Annotated in this window: 6 protein-coding genes and 1 tRNA gene; all 7 read left to right on the top strand. The window is 69.1% G+C overall.

Features of this window, described 5'->3' with window-relative positions; translation table 11 throughout:
• The first annotated feature begins 29 nt into the window (after window positions 1-29).
• Window positions 30-106 (top strand) — tRNA-Met (locus IV088_RS19420).
• Window positions 107-381: 275 nt separating this feature from the next.
• Complete coding sequence (locus IV088_RS19415; protein ID WP_291105505.1) at window positions 382-1,938, top strand: TolC family protein; 1,557 nt, start codon at window positions 382-384, stop codon at window positions 1,936-1,938.
• Window positions 1,935-2,732, top strand: coding sequence for an efflux RND transporter periplasmic adaptor subunit (locus IV088_RS19410; RefSeq protein ID WP_291105503.1), 798 nt, complete (start codon window positions 1,935-1,937; stop codon window positions 2,730-2,732). The genes IV088_RS19415 and IV088_RS19410 overlap by 4 nt, the downstream gene beginning before the upstream one ends.
• Before the next feature lie 7 nt (window positions 2,733-2,739).
• Window positions 2,740-12,642: a VCBS domain-containing protein gene (locus IV088_RS19405; RefSeq protein WP_291105501.1), complete on the top strand. Its 9,903-nt coding sequence runs from the start codon at window positions 2,740-2,742 to the stop codon at window positions 12,640-12,642.
• Window positions 12,643-12,656: 14 nt separating this feature from the next.
• On the top strand, window positions 12,657-14,060 hold the full coding sequence (locus tag IV088_RS19400) for an HlyD family efflux transporter periplasmic adaptor subunit (RefSeq protein ID WP_291105499.1): 1,404 nt from the start codon (window positions 12,657-12,659) through the stop codon (window positions 14,058-14,060).
• Window positions 14,057-16,177 (top strand): HlyD family efflux transporter periplasmic adaptor subunit, encoded by a 2,121-nt coding sequence (locus tag IV088_RS19395; RefSeq protein ID WP_291105497.1) that lies wholly within the window; start codon window positions 14,057-14,059, stop codon window positions 16,175-16,177. Before IV088_RS19400 ends, IV088_RS19395 begins: the two co-directional genes overlap by 4 nt.
• Window positions 16,178-16,396: 219 nt before the next feature.
• Window positions 16,397-16,463, top strand: a 67-nt coding sequence (locus tag IV088_RS19390) for a YaeQ family protein (RefSeq protein ID WP_291105530.1), incomplete at its 3' end; no start/stop codon positions are given.

The following is a 16,463-nucleotide window of genomic DNA, read 5'->3' as shown; positions in this document are numbered from 1 at the left end:
TCGAAAATTTGGCTATAATGCTTGGCTTCGGCGATATAGCTCAGTTGGTTAGAGCGCAGCATTCATAATGCTGATGTCGGTGGTTCAAGTCCACCTATCGCCACCAGACACAAGCCCCTTGCAGCGCGAGCTGCAAGGGGCTTTTGCTTTGGGACCCCGCATGGGGGCGTGCATTTCTGCACGAATCCACGGCGGGCTGCGCGAACTGGGGCGCAAATGAGGCGTTTTTTCGGACTTCAGCCGCTAAAGACCCTGCCGATACTAGGGATGTGCTGGTCCTCGAATGCCGGCCCAGCCAGCCAGCCAGGCCCCCTCCGCAGTGCCCATTTCCGGCGCATGGAGACCCGGCCGGTGGTCGACCACCCTCCACAGGATCTCCCCATGGCCCCACTGAAAAAGCCCCTCCTCACCACCCTGCGGGTCAGTCTGCTGACCTGCGCCGTGATCGGCCTGAGCGCCTGCGCCGGCCTGACACCCGCACCACTGGCCGACAAAGACATCGACGCGGTCAACCACGCCGACCAGACCGCCATGCAGCAAGGCGTCGAACCCATCCTGTCGCCGCTGACGCTGGACGAGGCCATGGCCAGGGCCTTGAAATACAACCTGGACCGCCGCGCCAGGCTGCTGGAACAGACCCTGGCCATGCACCAGCTGGATGTGACCCGCTTCGACATGCTCCCGGTGCTGGCGGCGCGGCTGAATGCGACGTCGCGCAACAACGACCACATCAGCCGGAGCCTGGACCCGGAAACGGGCGAGGTCTCCAGCACCGGCTTCATCTCGCAGGACCGTTCGCACCAGCTCAGTGACCTGGGCGTGACCTTCAACCTGCTGGACTTCGGCATGGGCTACTACAACACCCGCCAGCAGGCCAGCCGGATCCACATCGCGACCGAGAAGCGCCGCCGGGCCATGCACCTGCTGACGCAGGATGTGCGCACCGCCTACTGGCGCGCCGCCAGCGCCCAGAAACTGCGCGACGAGGTGACCAACACCATCCGGGTGGCGGAAGAGGCCCTGGTGGACTCGCGCAAGGTCGAACAGGAGCGCACCCGCAACCCGATCGACGCGCTGCGTTACCAGCGTCAGCTGCTGGAGAACCTGCGGCTGCTGGAGTCGATCAACCAGGAACTGCTGTCGGCCCAGGTCGATCTGGCGTCGCTGATCAACGCGCCGCTGAACCGCCCGATCCCGATCGCCGAATCGGCCCTGGAGGACACCGCCTCCCGTCTGACCTCGATCCCGATCGAGCAGCTCGAAGAGATGGCGCTGCGCCACAACGCCGACCTGCGCGAACAACACTACAACGCCCGCGTGGCGCAGGAAGAAACCCGCAAGGCCCTGCTGCGCATGTTCCCCAACCTGAGCTTCAGTTACGGCCTCAACTACGACTCCGACAAGTACCTGATCAACAACAACTGGCGCGAGGCCGGCCTGCAGCTGTCGTTCAACTTCATGAACCTGCTGACCGGCCCGATGCAGGCCAGGCTGGCCGAGGCCGGTGTCAAGCTGGCCGACCAGCGGCGCATGGCGACCCAGATGGCGGTGCTGACGCAGGTGCACCTGGTGCGGCTGCAGCTGCTCAATGCGCGCAGCCAGTTCCAGCGCGCCGAGGAGGTGTTCTCGACCGACAAGCGCATCAGCGAACTGATGCGCACCCGGGAAAGCGTGCAGGCCTCCAGCAAGCTCGAACGCGTCAGCAACGACACCGCCGCCATCCTGAGCCTGCTGCGCCGCTACCAGGCGCTGGCCCAGGTGCAGGCAGCCGAGAGCCGTCTGGTGGCCCAGCTCGGCATGGAACCGCGCATCGGCAGCACCGACGACCTCAGCCTCCAGGACCTGACCCAACAGGTCAAGGGCCAGTCCGGCTTTGACGCGCTGTGGCTGGACCTGAGCAAGGAGCTCACGGCGCCGGCCAAAGGAGCACCGCAATGAACCCGCGACTGCAAAGGCACGTGGCCGGCCTCGCGACGCTGCTGGCACTCTCGGGTGCCGCCCTGGCCCAGACGGCGGCCCCCGCGCCGCGCCCGGTCGCCGAGACCAAAGCGACGCGGCCCGCCGGTGAACGCGAGATCCGCGCCCAGCTGATGCCGCGCCGCTACACCACCATCGCGGCGGAGATCGGCGCCAAGATCAACCGGTTGCCGGTCGGAGAAGGCAGTGCCTTCAAGGCCGGCCAGTTGCTGGTGAGCTTCGACTGCACGCTGCAGCAGGCCCAGCTGGCCAAGGCCCGGGCCGAGCTGGACGGCGCAGAACAGTCGCTCAAGACCAACGAACGCCTGTTCGAACTCAACGCCGGGGGCCAGCTGGAGGTCGAGCTGTCGCGCTCGGCCCGCGGCAAGGCCCGCGCCGAGCTTGGCGCCAACCAGGCGGTGCTGGGCAAATGCGGCGTGGCCGCGCCGTTCAGCGGCCGGATCGCGGAGCAGAAGGTGCGCGAGCAACAGTACGTGCAACCCGGCCAGGCGCTGCTGGACATCATCGACGACAGCGTGCTGGAACTCGAATTCCTGGTGCCCTCGCGCTGGCTGGCCTGGCTCAAGCCGGGCGGGCGGCTGCAGGTCCGGATCGACGAGACCCAGAAGACCTATCCCGCACGCTTCATCCGCATCGGCGCGCGCGTCGACCCCGTCAGTCAGTCCGTCAAGGTGGCGGCCGCCATCGACGGGCGTTTCCCCGAGCTCATTGCCGGCATGAGCGGACTTGTCGTCATCCCAGAAGAAAACCACTGAGACCACCATGGACAACACCCCGGCAAACAGCCCCCGCGCCGCGCTGACCTCTGTCGCACAGGCCTCCCGCCTGGTGCATCGCCGCGCGTCGCCGATGATGCTCGAACAGCGGATCATGTTCGACGGCGCCGCCGTGGTGGAAGCCACGACCGTGCTCGAACCGGTGGTGCAGGAGCCAACGCCGGTGACCGAGGCCCCGGCGGTGCAGGACGCACCACTGGTGCAGGAAGCGCCGCAGGCTGAGGTGACCACCACCACTGAGGCAGCGTCGACCCCGGTTGAAACGGCGGACGCCACCGCCTCGCCGGAGCCGGCGCTGTCCGGTGCCGAGACCCCGGTCGCCGACCCGGGCGCCGTCGAGCCACCGCCAGAAGCGGCTTCGCTGTTCACGCCGCCGGCCACCGAGGACGAGGCTGCCACACAGGCCAGCACCCTGCCGCAGGCGCTGGACCAGGCCCAGCAGATCGTCCAGAGCTGGGCCGCCAGCGCCGGTGCCAGCACCGATGTGGCCGACATCTTCGCGCCAGCGCCGGGCGCCGACGGGTCGACCGACAGCCGCACGGACCAGCTGCTGCAGCAGATCCAGGACGGCACCGCCACGGTCACCGTGGAGCTTCGCGACCACGATGAACTGCTGGGGGCCCAGGGCGCCTTCGCGGCCACCGGTCCTGCGGGCACGCCGGTGATCTACCTCAACCGGGACTGGGTCGGGAGCGAAAGCACCACCGGCGGCGACGTGGCGGCCGTGTTGCTCGAAGAGTACGGCCACTATATGGACCACCTGCTCAACGGCGATGGCGATGCGAGCGGTGACGAAGGCGAGGCCTTCGCCGACCGGCTGCTGGGCCGGGACCTGAGCGCCAGCGACCAGGATCGGATCGCGACCGAGGACGACCACGTGGTGGTCATGCTCGACGGCCAGCCGGTGACGCTGGAGCTGGCGTCGCTGCTGTTCTCGAACATGGCGTATTTCGCCCAGGACGCGGCCAACCTGGGCGCCGCCACCGCCGATCTGGAAGGCAACTACCTGCAGCTGATGGGCCTGGTCGGTGCGGACCTGGAGGCGGTCAAATACCTCTACACCTCCGACCCGGCGTCCGACCCGATCTTCTCGGGCAACAACGTGGTCGGCACGCTCTACGCCATCAACGCCAGCAACCAGGTGGTGACCAGCTTCCGGGGCGAGATCAGCCGCCTGGTCAAGACCGGCTCGCGGGTCGAGGGCCTGCAGTTCTACCAGTACGACGACGGCGAGACGGCCGCCGACGGCACCCCGCACACCACCATCGTGATCGACCTGGGCGTCACCGGCGCCACCACCGTGTTCGCCACCGACTCCGTGGTGCGCACCAGCAGCGACCCGGTGGACGACGCGCTCAATGCCCTGCTCGGCGGCACACAGACCGCGACCGACGCCAGCAACGACACCGACACCGCACTCGAAAGCGGCGGCGTCAACAACACCACGGTCCCGGTCGACGCACAGGCGACCGGCAACCTGCTGGACAACGACAGCGGCGGCACCGCCAGCTACTCGGCCAGTGGCGGAACCCTGGACACCAGCGGCGCCGGCGACCTGCGCGTGACCCAGGTCAGCAGTGCGCTCAGCGGCCAGTCGGACCAACCGGCCGCCGGCTCGACCACCAGCACCAGCTACGACGCCGGCAGCAACGACTACGCCACCGTGACCGGCCGCTACGGCAGCCTGATCGTCGGCGCCGACGGTCAGTACGTCTACACCGTCAACAACGACCACCCGGACGTGGAGGCGCTGCGCACCAGCGGCGACACGCTGACCGAGACCTTCAGCTACGAAGTGGTCAGCTCCAGCGGCGGCGTCGACATCGCCAGCCTGAGCATCACGATCATCGGCCACAACGACAACCCGGACGCCGCCGACGACACCGACTACGCAAAGGAATCCCTGCTGACCGATGGCAACCAGTACACCGGCGTCGACACCGTCGGCATGCAGGCGACGGGCAACGTGCTGACCAACGACAGCGACGTCGACCAGTACGGCGAAACCCACATCATCACCGGCCTGGGGGCCACGGCAGAAGGCAACAGCCCCTCCGACTCCATCCTTCAGCTGTCGGCGGTCTCACCCTCCATCACTGCCGGCGACTACGTCTTCCTGGACAACGGCGGCAGCCGGGGCACGGTGCTGCTGGACGAGAACAACGTCCCCATCACCGTGGTGTCCAACGGCACCAGCGTGCAGCTCTCGGGCCAGATCTCCAACGTCACGCTCACCGGCACTGAAACCCTGGGTTTCAGCGGCAGCCTGACCACGGGCAACTACAAGACTGCAACCATCACCGGCATCTCCGCCGTCCCGACCGACATCGTGGACATCAGCGGCACCACCGCCACCAGCGGCACCATCGCCATCGGCATGACCGTCAGCGGTACCGGCCTGTCGGCGGGCACCACGGTGACGGACATCACCTATGCCGCCGATGGCAGCGTCACCCAGATCCGCCTGAGCCAGACCGCGGTGATCGCCAACAGCTCGCTGACCTTTTCGGCAGCCATCGGCACCACCCTCACCGGGCGCTACGGCACGCTGACCCTGTCCGCCAACGGCGACTACATCTACACGCCGACCGACCCCGACGGCCTGCTGACCAACGGCGCCGACGGCGTCGACACCTTCAGCTACACGATGCAGGATGCCGCGGGCGCGCAAAGCCAGGCCACCCTGACCATCCTGGTCTCCGGCTCCGGCGATCTCGACCCCACGGTCTCCGGCTCCAGCGCCAGCGCCACCGAGCACGGGGGCACCACGAACCAGGAGCAGGTGCCCGACGCCCAGGGCACCCTGGACCTGGGCACCCTGCCCACGGCCAACACCAGCGGCAGCAACCTCGTCTCGCAACTCATTTCCCCCGCCGACGGCAGCAATGTCGTGCTGACCTCGGCCCCTGACGTGAACTACGACGGGGTCAGCTACAGCGCGGTGGTGGCGGGTCAGTATGGCCAGCTCTACGTCAACGCCGACGGCAGCTACCGCTATGTGCTCGACAACACCCGAGCCGATGTGGAAGCCCTCAAGGATGGCGAGACGCTCACCGAGGTGTTCGGCTACGCGGTGACCAACACGGCCACCACCGGCATCGACTGGGCCGACCTGACCCTCACCATCCAGGGCAACCAGGACGCACCGGACGCCACCGACGACAGGGCCCAGGCCATGGTGGGCCAGGACGCCGTGGGCCAGGTGCTGACCAACGACACCGACGTCGACGCCAACGACACCAGGTCGGTCGTGGAAGCCGGCACCAGCCTGGCCACGCTGACGGCCCTGTCGTCCGGCAGCGCGACCGTGGAAGGTCTGTACGGCACGCTGACCATCCATGCCGATGGCAGCTTCACCTACACGGTCGACCCCAGCAACGCCACCGTCATCGCGCTGGACGCGGGCGAACGCCTGACTGAGCAATTCCACTACCGCGTCAGCGACGGGGGGGACCTGTCCGACACGGCACAGATCTCGGTCGAAGTCATCGGCAGCAACGAGGCACCGGTCAACGACCTGCCCACCGGATTGGCCACCGACCACAACACGCCATTGGCCATCAGCACAACCGACGTCACCGACGTCGACGGCAACCTCTCGCGCGTCGTGCTGACCGCCACCAATGGCTCGGTCGACCTGACGTCCTACAGCGGTCCGGCCACGGTCTCCACGGTGGACGGCGCCTTGAGCATCGAAGGCACGCAGGAACAGATCCGCGCGGCCCTGGACGCCCTGCGCTTCACCCCGGAGAGCGACTTCACCGGCACGGCGTCGATCACCATCACCGCCTACGACAACCAGAATGCCCTGGACAGCGACAGCTTTGACATCACGGTCCGGCCATTGCCCGAAGTCACCGGCGACACCTTCAACGAAGCCTCGCCCCGCGCCGTCTTCACCGTCACCGTGGGTGCCGGCCAGGAGCTGGTGCTCGACGTGCTCGACGTGGCCGCCAGCGGCAACAACGCCACCGGCACCGACGCCGGATCGGAGATCACCGATCGGGCGATCTGGACCTCGATCGACGGCGGAGCCGCCTGGCAGTCCTACACCCCGGGCACCACCCTCACCGCCACCGGCACCACCGTGCTGGTGGCCGTGGACATCACGAGCGAGCGCGACACGCCCTACGAGGGCCTGGAGCAGCTGCAGCTGGTGGTCAACGAAGGCAGCGTGACCGCGGCCACCGGCCACGCCGGCATCATCGACAACGGCACCGGCCTGATCACCGGTGCCATCGACGCCAGCACCACCAACGACGCCGGCGCCAACGACCCCGCGGTCGCGCGCGACGACGACCGCGTCTTCACCGACACCGACAGCGACGGCGTGGCCGACAGCACCGACATCGACGACGACAACGACGGCATCCTGGACGACGTGGAGAACCCGACCGGTTTCTTCTGGGCCACCTACCCCAGCGGATCCATCACCGGCAACACCGCCACCGGCACCATGGCTGGCGTCGATTTCACCTACACGCTGACCACGATCGATGAGGTGCCGCTGAACATCGTGACCACCGGCAGCATGTTCAACCACGGGGCCTTCCCGACCGAATACGAGGTCCCCAACGGCAATCCGACCATCCGCAACGATGTGGCGTCGGTCAACACGCTGACGTTCGAATCGACCATCTCCAACCCGGTGCTGGCCTTTTCGTCGATCGGCAATCCCAGCACGCCGGTGTCGATCCAGTTCGACCAGCCGGTGGAAATCCTCTGGTCGCAGGACGTGACCGTCAACAGCAGCACGAGCGTCACCGGCTATGAAGGCTTCCTGATCGTCCGCATCAACGGCGAGCTCGACAACTTCTCCTTCAGCTACCTCTCCAACGAGACCTACGTCAACTTCGCCTTTGGCGCCAACACCCGCGGCGTGGACAGCGACGGCGACGGTGTGGTGAACCACCTGGACATCGACTCGGACAACGACGGCATCACCGACAACGTCGAGGCCCAGACCACGGCCGGGTACATCGCGCCCTCGGGCACCGGTGCGGCCATGACCGACGCCGACCAGGACGGCCTGGACGACCACTACGACCAGGACACCGCCTCCAGCGGCACGCTCGCCTCGGCCGGCCTGACCCCCGTCAACACCGACGGCGACGCCCTGGTCGATTACCTGGACAGCGACAGCGACAACGACGGCATGCTCGACATCGCCGAGCGCCACGACGGCCAGGCCACCGCGGCCTCCAGCAGCGCCGACGACGACGGCGACGGCCTGCTCAACGACTTCGAGGGCAGCAACCCGATCGATGGCTTCGACGTCAACGACGAAAACCTCGACGCCAACGGCGATTTCCTGCTGGCGCGTTACACCACCGTCGACGCCGACGGCGGCAACGCCACGCCGCTGAGCGCCGACCTGCTGTTCCGCACCGATGTGCCGCTGCAGGTCGACAGCATCACGGTCAACGAGGCCTCGTCGCACGCGGTCTTCACCGTCACCGGCGCGCCCGGCCAGCTCATGACCCTGAGCCTGGCCAACACCGCCGTCGGCACCGACACCGACGCCACGCTGGGCACCGACACCGGCAACGCCGGCACCGACGTGGCGCTGCAGGTCTTCGACGGCGAGAACTGGATCGACTACGCCCCGGGCGACCAGGTCGCGGTGCCCCTGGGTGGAACCACCCTGCTGGTGCGCACCCGCATCACCAACGACAGCACCGCCGAAGGCGCCGAAACCTTCACGCTGCGGGTCACCGACACCAGCGCCGCGCTGGTCGTCGGCACCGCCACCATCAAGGACGATGGCACCGGCGACTACTGGATCGGCGACGCCACCGCGGCGGCCACCACCGAAGCGCTGGCCGCAGCCGGCATCACACTCGACGACGACCGCGCCCTGACGGTCTCCAGCTTCGAGGTCAACGAAGCTTCACCGTATGCCATCTTCACGGTCCGTGGCGCCGCCGAACAGCTGATCAGTCTGGCCTTGGCCAGCGCCGCCATCGATCCTGCCGAGGCCGAAGACCACGGACCGGGTCTGCAGTACTGGGCGGGCGGTGCCTGGGTGGACTATGAAGCCGGTACCGCGGTGGCCATCGATGTGAACGGCGAGCTGCTGGTGCGCACCACCATCGTCAACGAACTGCCCTACGAGCACCGTGACACCTTCACGCTGCTGGCCACCAACGGGGGCGGCACCACCGCATCGGGTTTTGCCACCATCAAGGACGACGGCACGGGGGTGATCTTCACCGACGAGCCGGACACCAGCCGCACGGCCTATGTGAGCATGGCCACCCCCACCGTGACCGCCAGCAACCTGCTGGAAGTGCCGACGGCCACGGTGTTCCCCATCAGCCTGACGGGCGGAGCGAGCCTGCCCGCCGGGGGCGTGACCCTGTCCGTGCTGGCGGGCGATCTCGCGCTGGCCAACCAGTGGCAGATCTACCAGCCGCCCACCAGCACCATGGAGGTCACGCTGTATGGCGAGACCGTGTCCATGCCGACGGCCTACCTGGACCTGATCGGCAGCATTCCACGCACCGTCGAGATCAACTACGGCGTTTCCGCCGAAGACCTGTCGAACGGCAACTACACCTACCGCTACGTGCTGGGTGTGGCCGGACTTGAAGGCAACCCCACTGAATACTCGACCATCACGTCCAGCACCACCCTCACCGTGCTGGACAACGCCGACGTGTTCAACACCGGCCGCTACTCCCTGCTGGATGGCCTTCCTTCCTCCACGGAAGGGCTGACCGGCACCGTCATCAGCACCCAGTCCGGCGGAACCAACGGCTACACCTTCTACGGCATCCCGGCCGATGCCGCGGCGTTCACCCTGAGCTACACCGGCAATGACCCGCATGGCCTGATCTTTGGCATCGTGGCCCTGCCCACCGGCGTGGGCATCGATGACACCGCCATCAAGGACGACGACCGGCCGCTGACGGTCTCCAGCCCGACCGTCAACGAGGGCTCTGCCTACACCGTGTTCACGGTCTCTGGCGCCGCCAACCAGCTCGCCAGACTGGCCCTGGACGTGGGCAGCACGGACCCCGCCACCCCCGACGGCGGCGACCACGGCTCGGCCGCCGATGGGTCGGACCTGCAGTACTGGGACGGCGATTCCTGGGAAACCTACACCGCCGACAACTATGTGGCGCTGGACGCCAGCGGCGAGCTGCGGGTGCGCACCGCCATCGTCAACGACACTGAGTCGGACAACGGCGAGACCTTCCAGCTCAACGCCACCAACACCGGCGGCTCCACCGGCAGCGGCACGGCGACCATCCGGGACGACGGCACGGGCGAGCTCTGGATCGGCGACGCCACCGCGCCGGCCACCAGCAACGAGCTGACCGACGCAGGCATCAACCTGAACGACGACCGCACGCTGAGCGTGAGCGACCTGAGCGTCAACGAAGGCTCGCCCTACGCGGTCTTCACCGTCAGCGGCGCCGCCGGCCAGCTCACCAGCCTCGCCCTGGCCGATGGTTCCACCGACGGCACCACCGGCATCACCGGTCTGGAGATCTACGATGCCGGCGCCAACGACGGTGCCGGTGCCTGGGTCGCGTACACCGGCGGCCACGTCGCCCTGGACAGCTCCGGCACGCTGCGGGTGCGCACCGCGCTCTCGCCCGAGCAGGAAACGGCACTCGACAGCGGCGAGACCTTCACCCTCACCGCCACCAACACCGGTGGCTCCGACAGTGTGGGCACCGCCACCGTCCAGGACGACGGCAGCGGCGACCACTGGATCGGTGACGCCACCGACCCGGCCACCAGCGAGGCACTGACCGAGGCAGGCATCGAACTCGACGACGACCGCGCCCTCACCGTCAGCGACCTGAGCGTCAACGAAGGCTCGCCCTACGCGGTCTTCACCGTCAGCGGCGCCGCCGGCCAGCTCACCAGCCTCGCCCTGGCCGATGGTTCCACCGACGGCACCACCGGCATCACCGGTCTGGAGATCTACGATGCCGGCGCCAACGACGGTGCCGGTGCCTGGGTCGCGTACACCGGCGGCCACGTCGCCCTGGACAGCTCCGGCACGCTGCGGGTGCGCACCGCGCTCTCGCCCGAGCAGGAAACGGCACTCGACAGCGGCGAGACCTTCACCCTCACCGCCAGCAACACCGGCGGCAGCGACGCTGAGGGCACCGCCACCGTCCGGGACGATGGCAGCGGCGCACGCTGGATCGGTGACGCCACCGAGCCCGCCACCAGCGAGGCACTGGCCGCAGCAGGCATCGAACTCGACGACGACCGCGTGCTGGAAATCAACACCGTCACCGTCAACGAGGGCTCGCCCTATGCGGTCTTCACCGTCAGCGGTGGCAGCCAGCAGCGGCTGACACTGAGCCTGGCGGGTCAGAACAGCGACGGTGGTGACCTCGCCACCCTGCAGTTCTTTGACGGCAGCCACTGGATCGACCACGTCGCTGGCGACGCCATCAGCCTGGACGGCAGCGGCCAGCTCCAGGTGCGCGTGGCCATCGGCCCCGAACAGGAAGCCGCCCTGGACGGCCCCGAGACCTTCCGCCTGGTGGCCACCAACACCGGTGGCACCGCCAGCGCCGAGGACGACGGTGTCGGCACCATCAAGGACGACGGCACCGGCGAGCGCTGGATCGGTGACACCACCGAACCGGCGACCAGCGAACAACTGGCGGCAGCGGGCCTCGAACTGAAGGACGACCGCGCGCTCAGCGTCAGCGGCCTGGACGATGTCTCCGAAGGGTCCAACGCCGTCTTCACCGTCAATCTCACCGACGGCAACACCCGCGACACCGAGATCAGCCTGACCCTCTCCAACGGCTCGGCCGCTGGCGACGCCGAGGCCACCGACTACACGGGTGCCCTGGGCAACGGTCAGGTCTACTATTTCGACGGCACCGGCACCAGGATCGAACTGAACGTCTCCGGCGGCAAGATCATCCTGCCCGCCGGCGTGACCCGCTTCCATGTCAGCGTGCCGACAACCAACGACACGGCGCTGGAAGGCCGCGAGTCCTTCTCACTGAGCGCGTCCATCACCGGCGGCAACCGCGCCGGCGACAGCTCGACCATCGTCGACGACGGATCGGGCAAGACCTACGACGAGCGCGGTGAAAACCCGACCGGCCCGGGCAACGACGACACCCCGGTGCCGCTGCCGCCCGCACCAGCACCAGCACCAGCACCAGCACCGGCGCCAGCACCAGCACCAGAACCTGCCCCGGTACCGGCAGCCTACGTGGCGCCGCCCGCGCCCGCGCCCGCGCCGCAGCCGGAACCCACGCCCGTGGCCGTCGCCATCGAACCGGCGCCGCTGCAGGAACCGCTGCGCTTCGACTCCACCACCTTCGTGGCCCAGCCTTTCAACCAGCAACCCATGCTCTCGGCCGAGATCGCGGCGCTGTTCCAGCGCAGCGTCGGCGACGCCGAAGCGCCGCGCAGCCTGACGCAGGCCACGGGCTTCCAGGTGGTGGTGAACGAACGCCAGGGCAACGCGCTGGAGCTCAGCCGCGCCATCGACAAGCAGTTCGTCGAAACCGGTGCGCAAGCCAGCATCTCGCTGCCCTACGACACCTTCACCCACAGCGACCCGAACGCGACCATCACCCTCTCGGCCAAGCTGGAGGACGGGCGCGATCTGCCGGCCTGGGTGAGCTTCGATCCACGCACCGGCAGCTTCAAGGTCGCACCGCCGCCGGGCCATGTCGGAGACCTCGAGATCGAGGTCAGCGCGCGCGACGACAAGGGCAACGAAGTCAAGACCAAGTTCAAGCTGACCATCGGCGCCAGGGCCACCCCGGCGGGCCGGGTCGGCCTGTCGGACCAGCTGCGCCACGCCAGCGGACGTGACCATGTCTGGAGGGACGCGGTCCGGGCCGCCCCGGCGGCGGAGGTTCGCAATCCGGCCCGGTCGGTGCCGGTCTGAAGCGGGGCCCAGCGATGTCCGCCTCTCCACATCCGGCCGTGCGCACCGTACACACCCTGGCGGTGCTGCTGGACCTGTCCCGCCGCGCGCGCGCAGCGGCGACGGTGCGCGAGCTGAGCTTCCTGGCCGTCAACGACGCCTGCCAGTTGGCACCGTTCCGCCAGGGCGCCTGCTGGAGCGACGATGTCGGCGTGGACGCCCTGTCCGGGGTGTTGCAGCCCGAGGCCAATGCGCCCTACGTGCAGTGGCTCGACGCCGTCGCGCGCCATCTGACTTCAGCGCCCGCCACAGAGACGGCCGGGCTGCGCACCTTCGACCGCGAGGCCCTTCCGGCCGCGCTGGCCGAGGAGTGGCAAGCCTGGTGGCCGGCCCACGCGCTGTGGGTCGCCGACCCGCCCGGTGCCGCCGCCGAACAGCCCCAGCCGGCGCCCCCGGCCTGGCTGCTGGCCAAGGACGGCCCCTGGACCGAGGAAGAACTGCGGCTGCTGCAGGAATGGCGCGGCGTCTGGTGTCACGCCTGGCGTTCGCTGCAACCGGCCCGCCCGCGCGGCGTGCGCGCCGGCTGGAACCGGCTGCGCGCCCACCTCGCGCCGCGCACCGACCGCCCCTGGTGGCGGCAGCACCGGATCGCCTGGAGCGCTGCGGTGCTGGCGCTGCTGTGTCTGCCGGTGCGCATGAGCGTGATGGCGCCGGCCGAGCTGGTGCCGGCCCACCCGGCCGTGGTGCGCGCGCCGCTGGACGGCGTGATCGCAGCCTTCCACGTGCAGCCCAACGCCACGGTGCGGACCGGTCAACCGCTGTTTGATTTCGACGAAGCACTGATCCAGGGCCGCGCCGCCGTGGCCCGGCAGGCGCTGCTGACGGCAGAGACCGAATACCGCCAGGTGGCCCAGCAGGCCCTGTCGGACCCGAAATCCAAGGCCCAGCTGGCGCTGCTGGCGGGCAAGATCGAAGAGAAGCGGGCCGAGGTCGACTACCTGCAGGAGCAGGGCAGCCGCGCCCGGGTGCTCGCGCCCCGGGACGGGGTGGTGATCTTCGACGACCCCTCGGAATGGATCGGCCGGCCGGTCGGCACCGGTGAACGCATCCTGCGCATCGCCGCCCCCGAGGACCGCGAGATCGAGGTCTGGGTGCCGATCGCCGACGCCATCGCGCTGCCCGACGGCGCCGCCGTCAAGCTCTACCTGAACGCCAGCCCGCTGGCGCCGGTGAGCGGCGAGCTGCGCTACATGGCCCACGAGGCGGTGGCCCGCCCCGACGGCGGCCACGCCTACCGCCTGCGGGCCAGCCTGAGCGCCGACACCGATCACCGGGTCGGCCTCAAGGGCACGGCGCGGGTGCAGGGCGACTGGACCGTGCTGATCTACTGGGTGCTGCGCCGCCCGCTGGCGAGCCTGCGCAACAGCCTCGGCCTATGAGCGCCAACACCTGGCCCCTGCTGCGCGAAGACCTGGCCCTGCTGCCCGGCCCCAGCCTGTCCGACGGGCAGCCCAGCTGGACCCTGCACGACCCCGCGCGCAACCTGTTTTTCCGCATCGACTGGCCCAGCTTCGAGCTGCTCAGCCGCTGGGGCCTGGGCGACCGCGAGGCGATCGCCCGCGACATCGGCGCCCACACCACGCTGAGCCTGCAGGCCGAGGACGTCGACGCGCTGGCCACGTTCCTCGAACGCAACCAGCTGCTGCGCCCGCCCCCGGGCGACAGCGCCCGCCAGATGGCCGAGCGCTGGACCACGCAGCGCGGCAGCGCCCTCACCTGGCTGATCCACCACTACCTGTTCTTCCGCATCCCGCTGGTGCGGCCCGACGCCTGGCTCACGCGCTGGCTGCCGCTGGCGCGGCGGCTGGCCTCGCCGACCTTCCTCTGGCTGACCCTGGCGGCCCTGCTGCTGGGGCTGACGCAGGTGCTGCGCCACTGGGACGGTTTCGCCACCAGTCTGGTCGACACCTTCAACCTGGAGGGTCTGGCCGCCTACGGCGTGGCGCTGTTCCTGGTCAAGTCGCTGCACGAACTCGGCCACGCCTTCGCCGCGAAGCGCCATGGCTGCCGCGTGCCAACCATGGGGCTGGCGTTTCTGGTGATGTGGCCGGTGGCCTACACCGACACCAACGACGCCTGGAAACTGACCAACCACCGCCACCGCATGGGCGTGGCCATGGCCGGCATCGCCACCGAGCTGGTGATCGCCGCCTGGGCCACGCTGGCCTGGGCGCTGCTGCCCGACGGCGGCCTGCGTTCGGCCGCGTTCGTGCTCTGCACCACCTCCTGGGTGGCGACGCTGGCGATCAACGCCAGCCCCTTCATGCGCTTCGACGGCTATTTCATCCTGTCGGACGCGCTGGACATGCCCAACCTGCACGAGCGCAGCTTCGCGCTGGCGCGCTGGCAACTGCGCGAGTGGTTGTTCCGGCTCGGCGAAGCGCCGCCGGAGCATGTCGCCCCGGCGCGCCGCCGCGCCATGGTGGCCTTCGCCGTCCTGACCTGGCTGTACCGGCTGGCGCTCTTCATCGGCATCGCGCTGATGGTCTACCACGTCTTTTTCAAGGCCCTGGGCCTGATCCTGTTCGTGATCGAGATCTCCTGGTTCATCCTCAAACCGCTGCAGTCCGAGTGGCGGGCCTGGCGCGGGCGCTGGCCGGCGATCCGCGCCAGCGCCCGGGCCCGCCGCTCGCTCTGGCTGCTGGGCGCCCTGCTGGCGCTGGCCTTCGTGCCCTGGCCGTCGACCGTCACCGCCAGCGCGCTGCTGCGACCGGTTGACATCTGGCCGGTGCACGCGCCCAGCGGCGCCTACCTGCAGACCCTGGCCGTGACCCATGGTGCCCGCGTCCAACAAGGCCAGCCGCTGCTGAGCCTGCAGTCGCCCGAGCTGGCCTCGCGCGTGAGCGCGGCGCAGACCAAGCTTGAGCGGCTGCGGCACCAGGATGGCGCCGCCGCCTTCGGTCAGGAGTCGCGCCAGCAATGGCTGTCGATCCACGAAGGCCTGGTCACGGCCGAGGCCGAGCTCGATGCATTGATGACCGAAGCGGCACAGCTGCAACCCGTGGCGCCCTGGGACGGCTCGGTGATCGACCTGGAACCGGACCTGGCGCCGGGCCAGTGGGTGGGCAAGAACGAAGCCCTGCTGGTGCTGGTCAAGGACCGCTCCGACTGGCTGGTCGAGACCTGGCTTGACGAGGACAGCATCGCCCACATCGAGGTCGGCGCGCGTGCGCGTTTTCAGCGCGACTCGGCCACCGGCGAGGTGCTGCGGCTGCGGGTCCAGGCCATCGACCGCGACGCCTCGCGCGTGCTGCCGCGCCCCGAGCTGGCGGCGGCGCAGGGCGGCCATGTGCTGGTCCGGTCCGCCGGCGACCGGCTGGTGCCCGAACAGGCGATCTACCGGGTGCAGCTCAGGCTCGATGGCGATGAGCCCATGCCGGCCGACCAGGCGCGACGCTGGCGCGGCCGCATCGGCATCGACGCCCACGGCCAGGCCCCCGCCGGCCGCTACCTGCGCCAGCTGCTGACGGTGCTGGTGCGCGAGACCGGCTTCTGAAGTGAAACACCCCCGCCGCGCTTCGCGCGCCCCTCTCAAGGGGGCGGCACTGGCCGTCCGTCCTGAGCTTGTCGAAGGGCGGCCCGACGGTGCCCTGGACGGCACCGTTTCATGCCGCGGGGTGGCGCTCCGGCGCCATGGAAAACTGATGCGCCGCACCGCGCCAGCTACACTGCCTCCCCGCCCTCCGCAGCGCCCCGCCCGCCGGGTGCCACCCCCATGGCCATCAAGTCCACCATCTTCAAGGCGAACCTCCAGATCGCCGACATCGACCACGGCTACTACG

It is taken from the genome of Hydrogenophaga sp. (assembly GCF_018780075.1).
In the GTDB taxonomy this organism is placed as follows: domain Bacteria; phylum Pseudomonadota; class Gammaproteobacteria; order Burkholderiales; family Burkholderiaceae_C; genus Hydrogenophaga.
Note: the sequence above shows the minus strand (reverse complement) of the source record. Positions and strands in the feature narration are given on the sequence as shown.

Excerpts from the sequence above, each read along its gene's own strand:
- IV088_RS19395 (WP_291105497.1), top strand. The coding sequence starts at position 14,057 with ATGAGCGCCAACACCTGGCCCCTGCTGCGCGAAGACCTGGCCCTGCTG.
- IV088_RS19410 (WP_291105503.1), top strand. The coding sequence starts at position 1,935 with ATGAACCCGCGACTGCAAAGGCACGTGGCCGGCCTCGCGACGCTGCTG.
- IV088_RS19415 (WP_291105505.1), top strand. The coding sequence starts at position 382 with ATGGCCCCACTGAAAAAGCCCCTCCTCACCACCCTGCGGGTCAGTCTG.
- IV088_RS19400 (WP_291105499.1), top strand. The coding sequence starts at position 12,657 with ATGTCCGCCTCTCCACATCCGGCCGTGCGCACCGTACACACCCTGGCG.
- IV088_RS19405 (WP_291105501.1), top strand. The coding sequence starts at position 2,740 with ATGGACAACACCCCGGCAAACAGCCCCCGCGCCGCGCTGACCTCTGTC.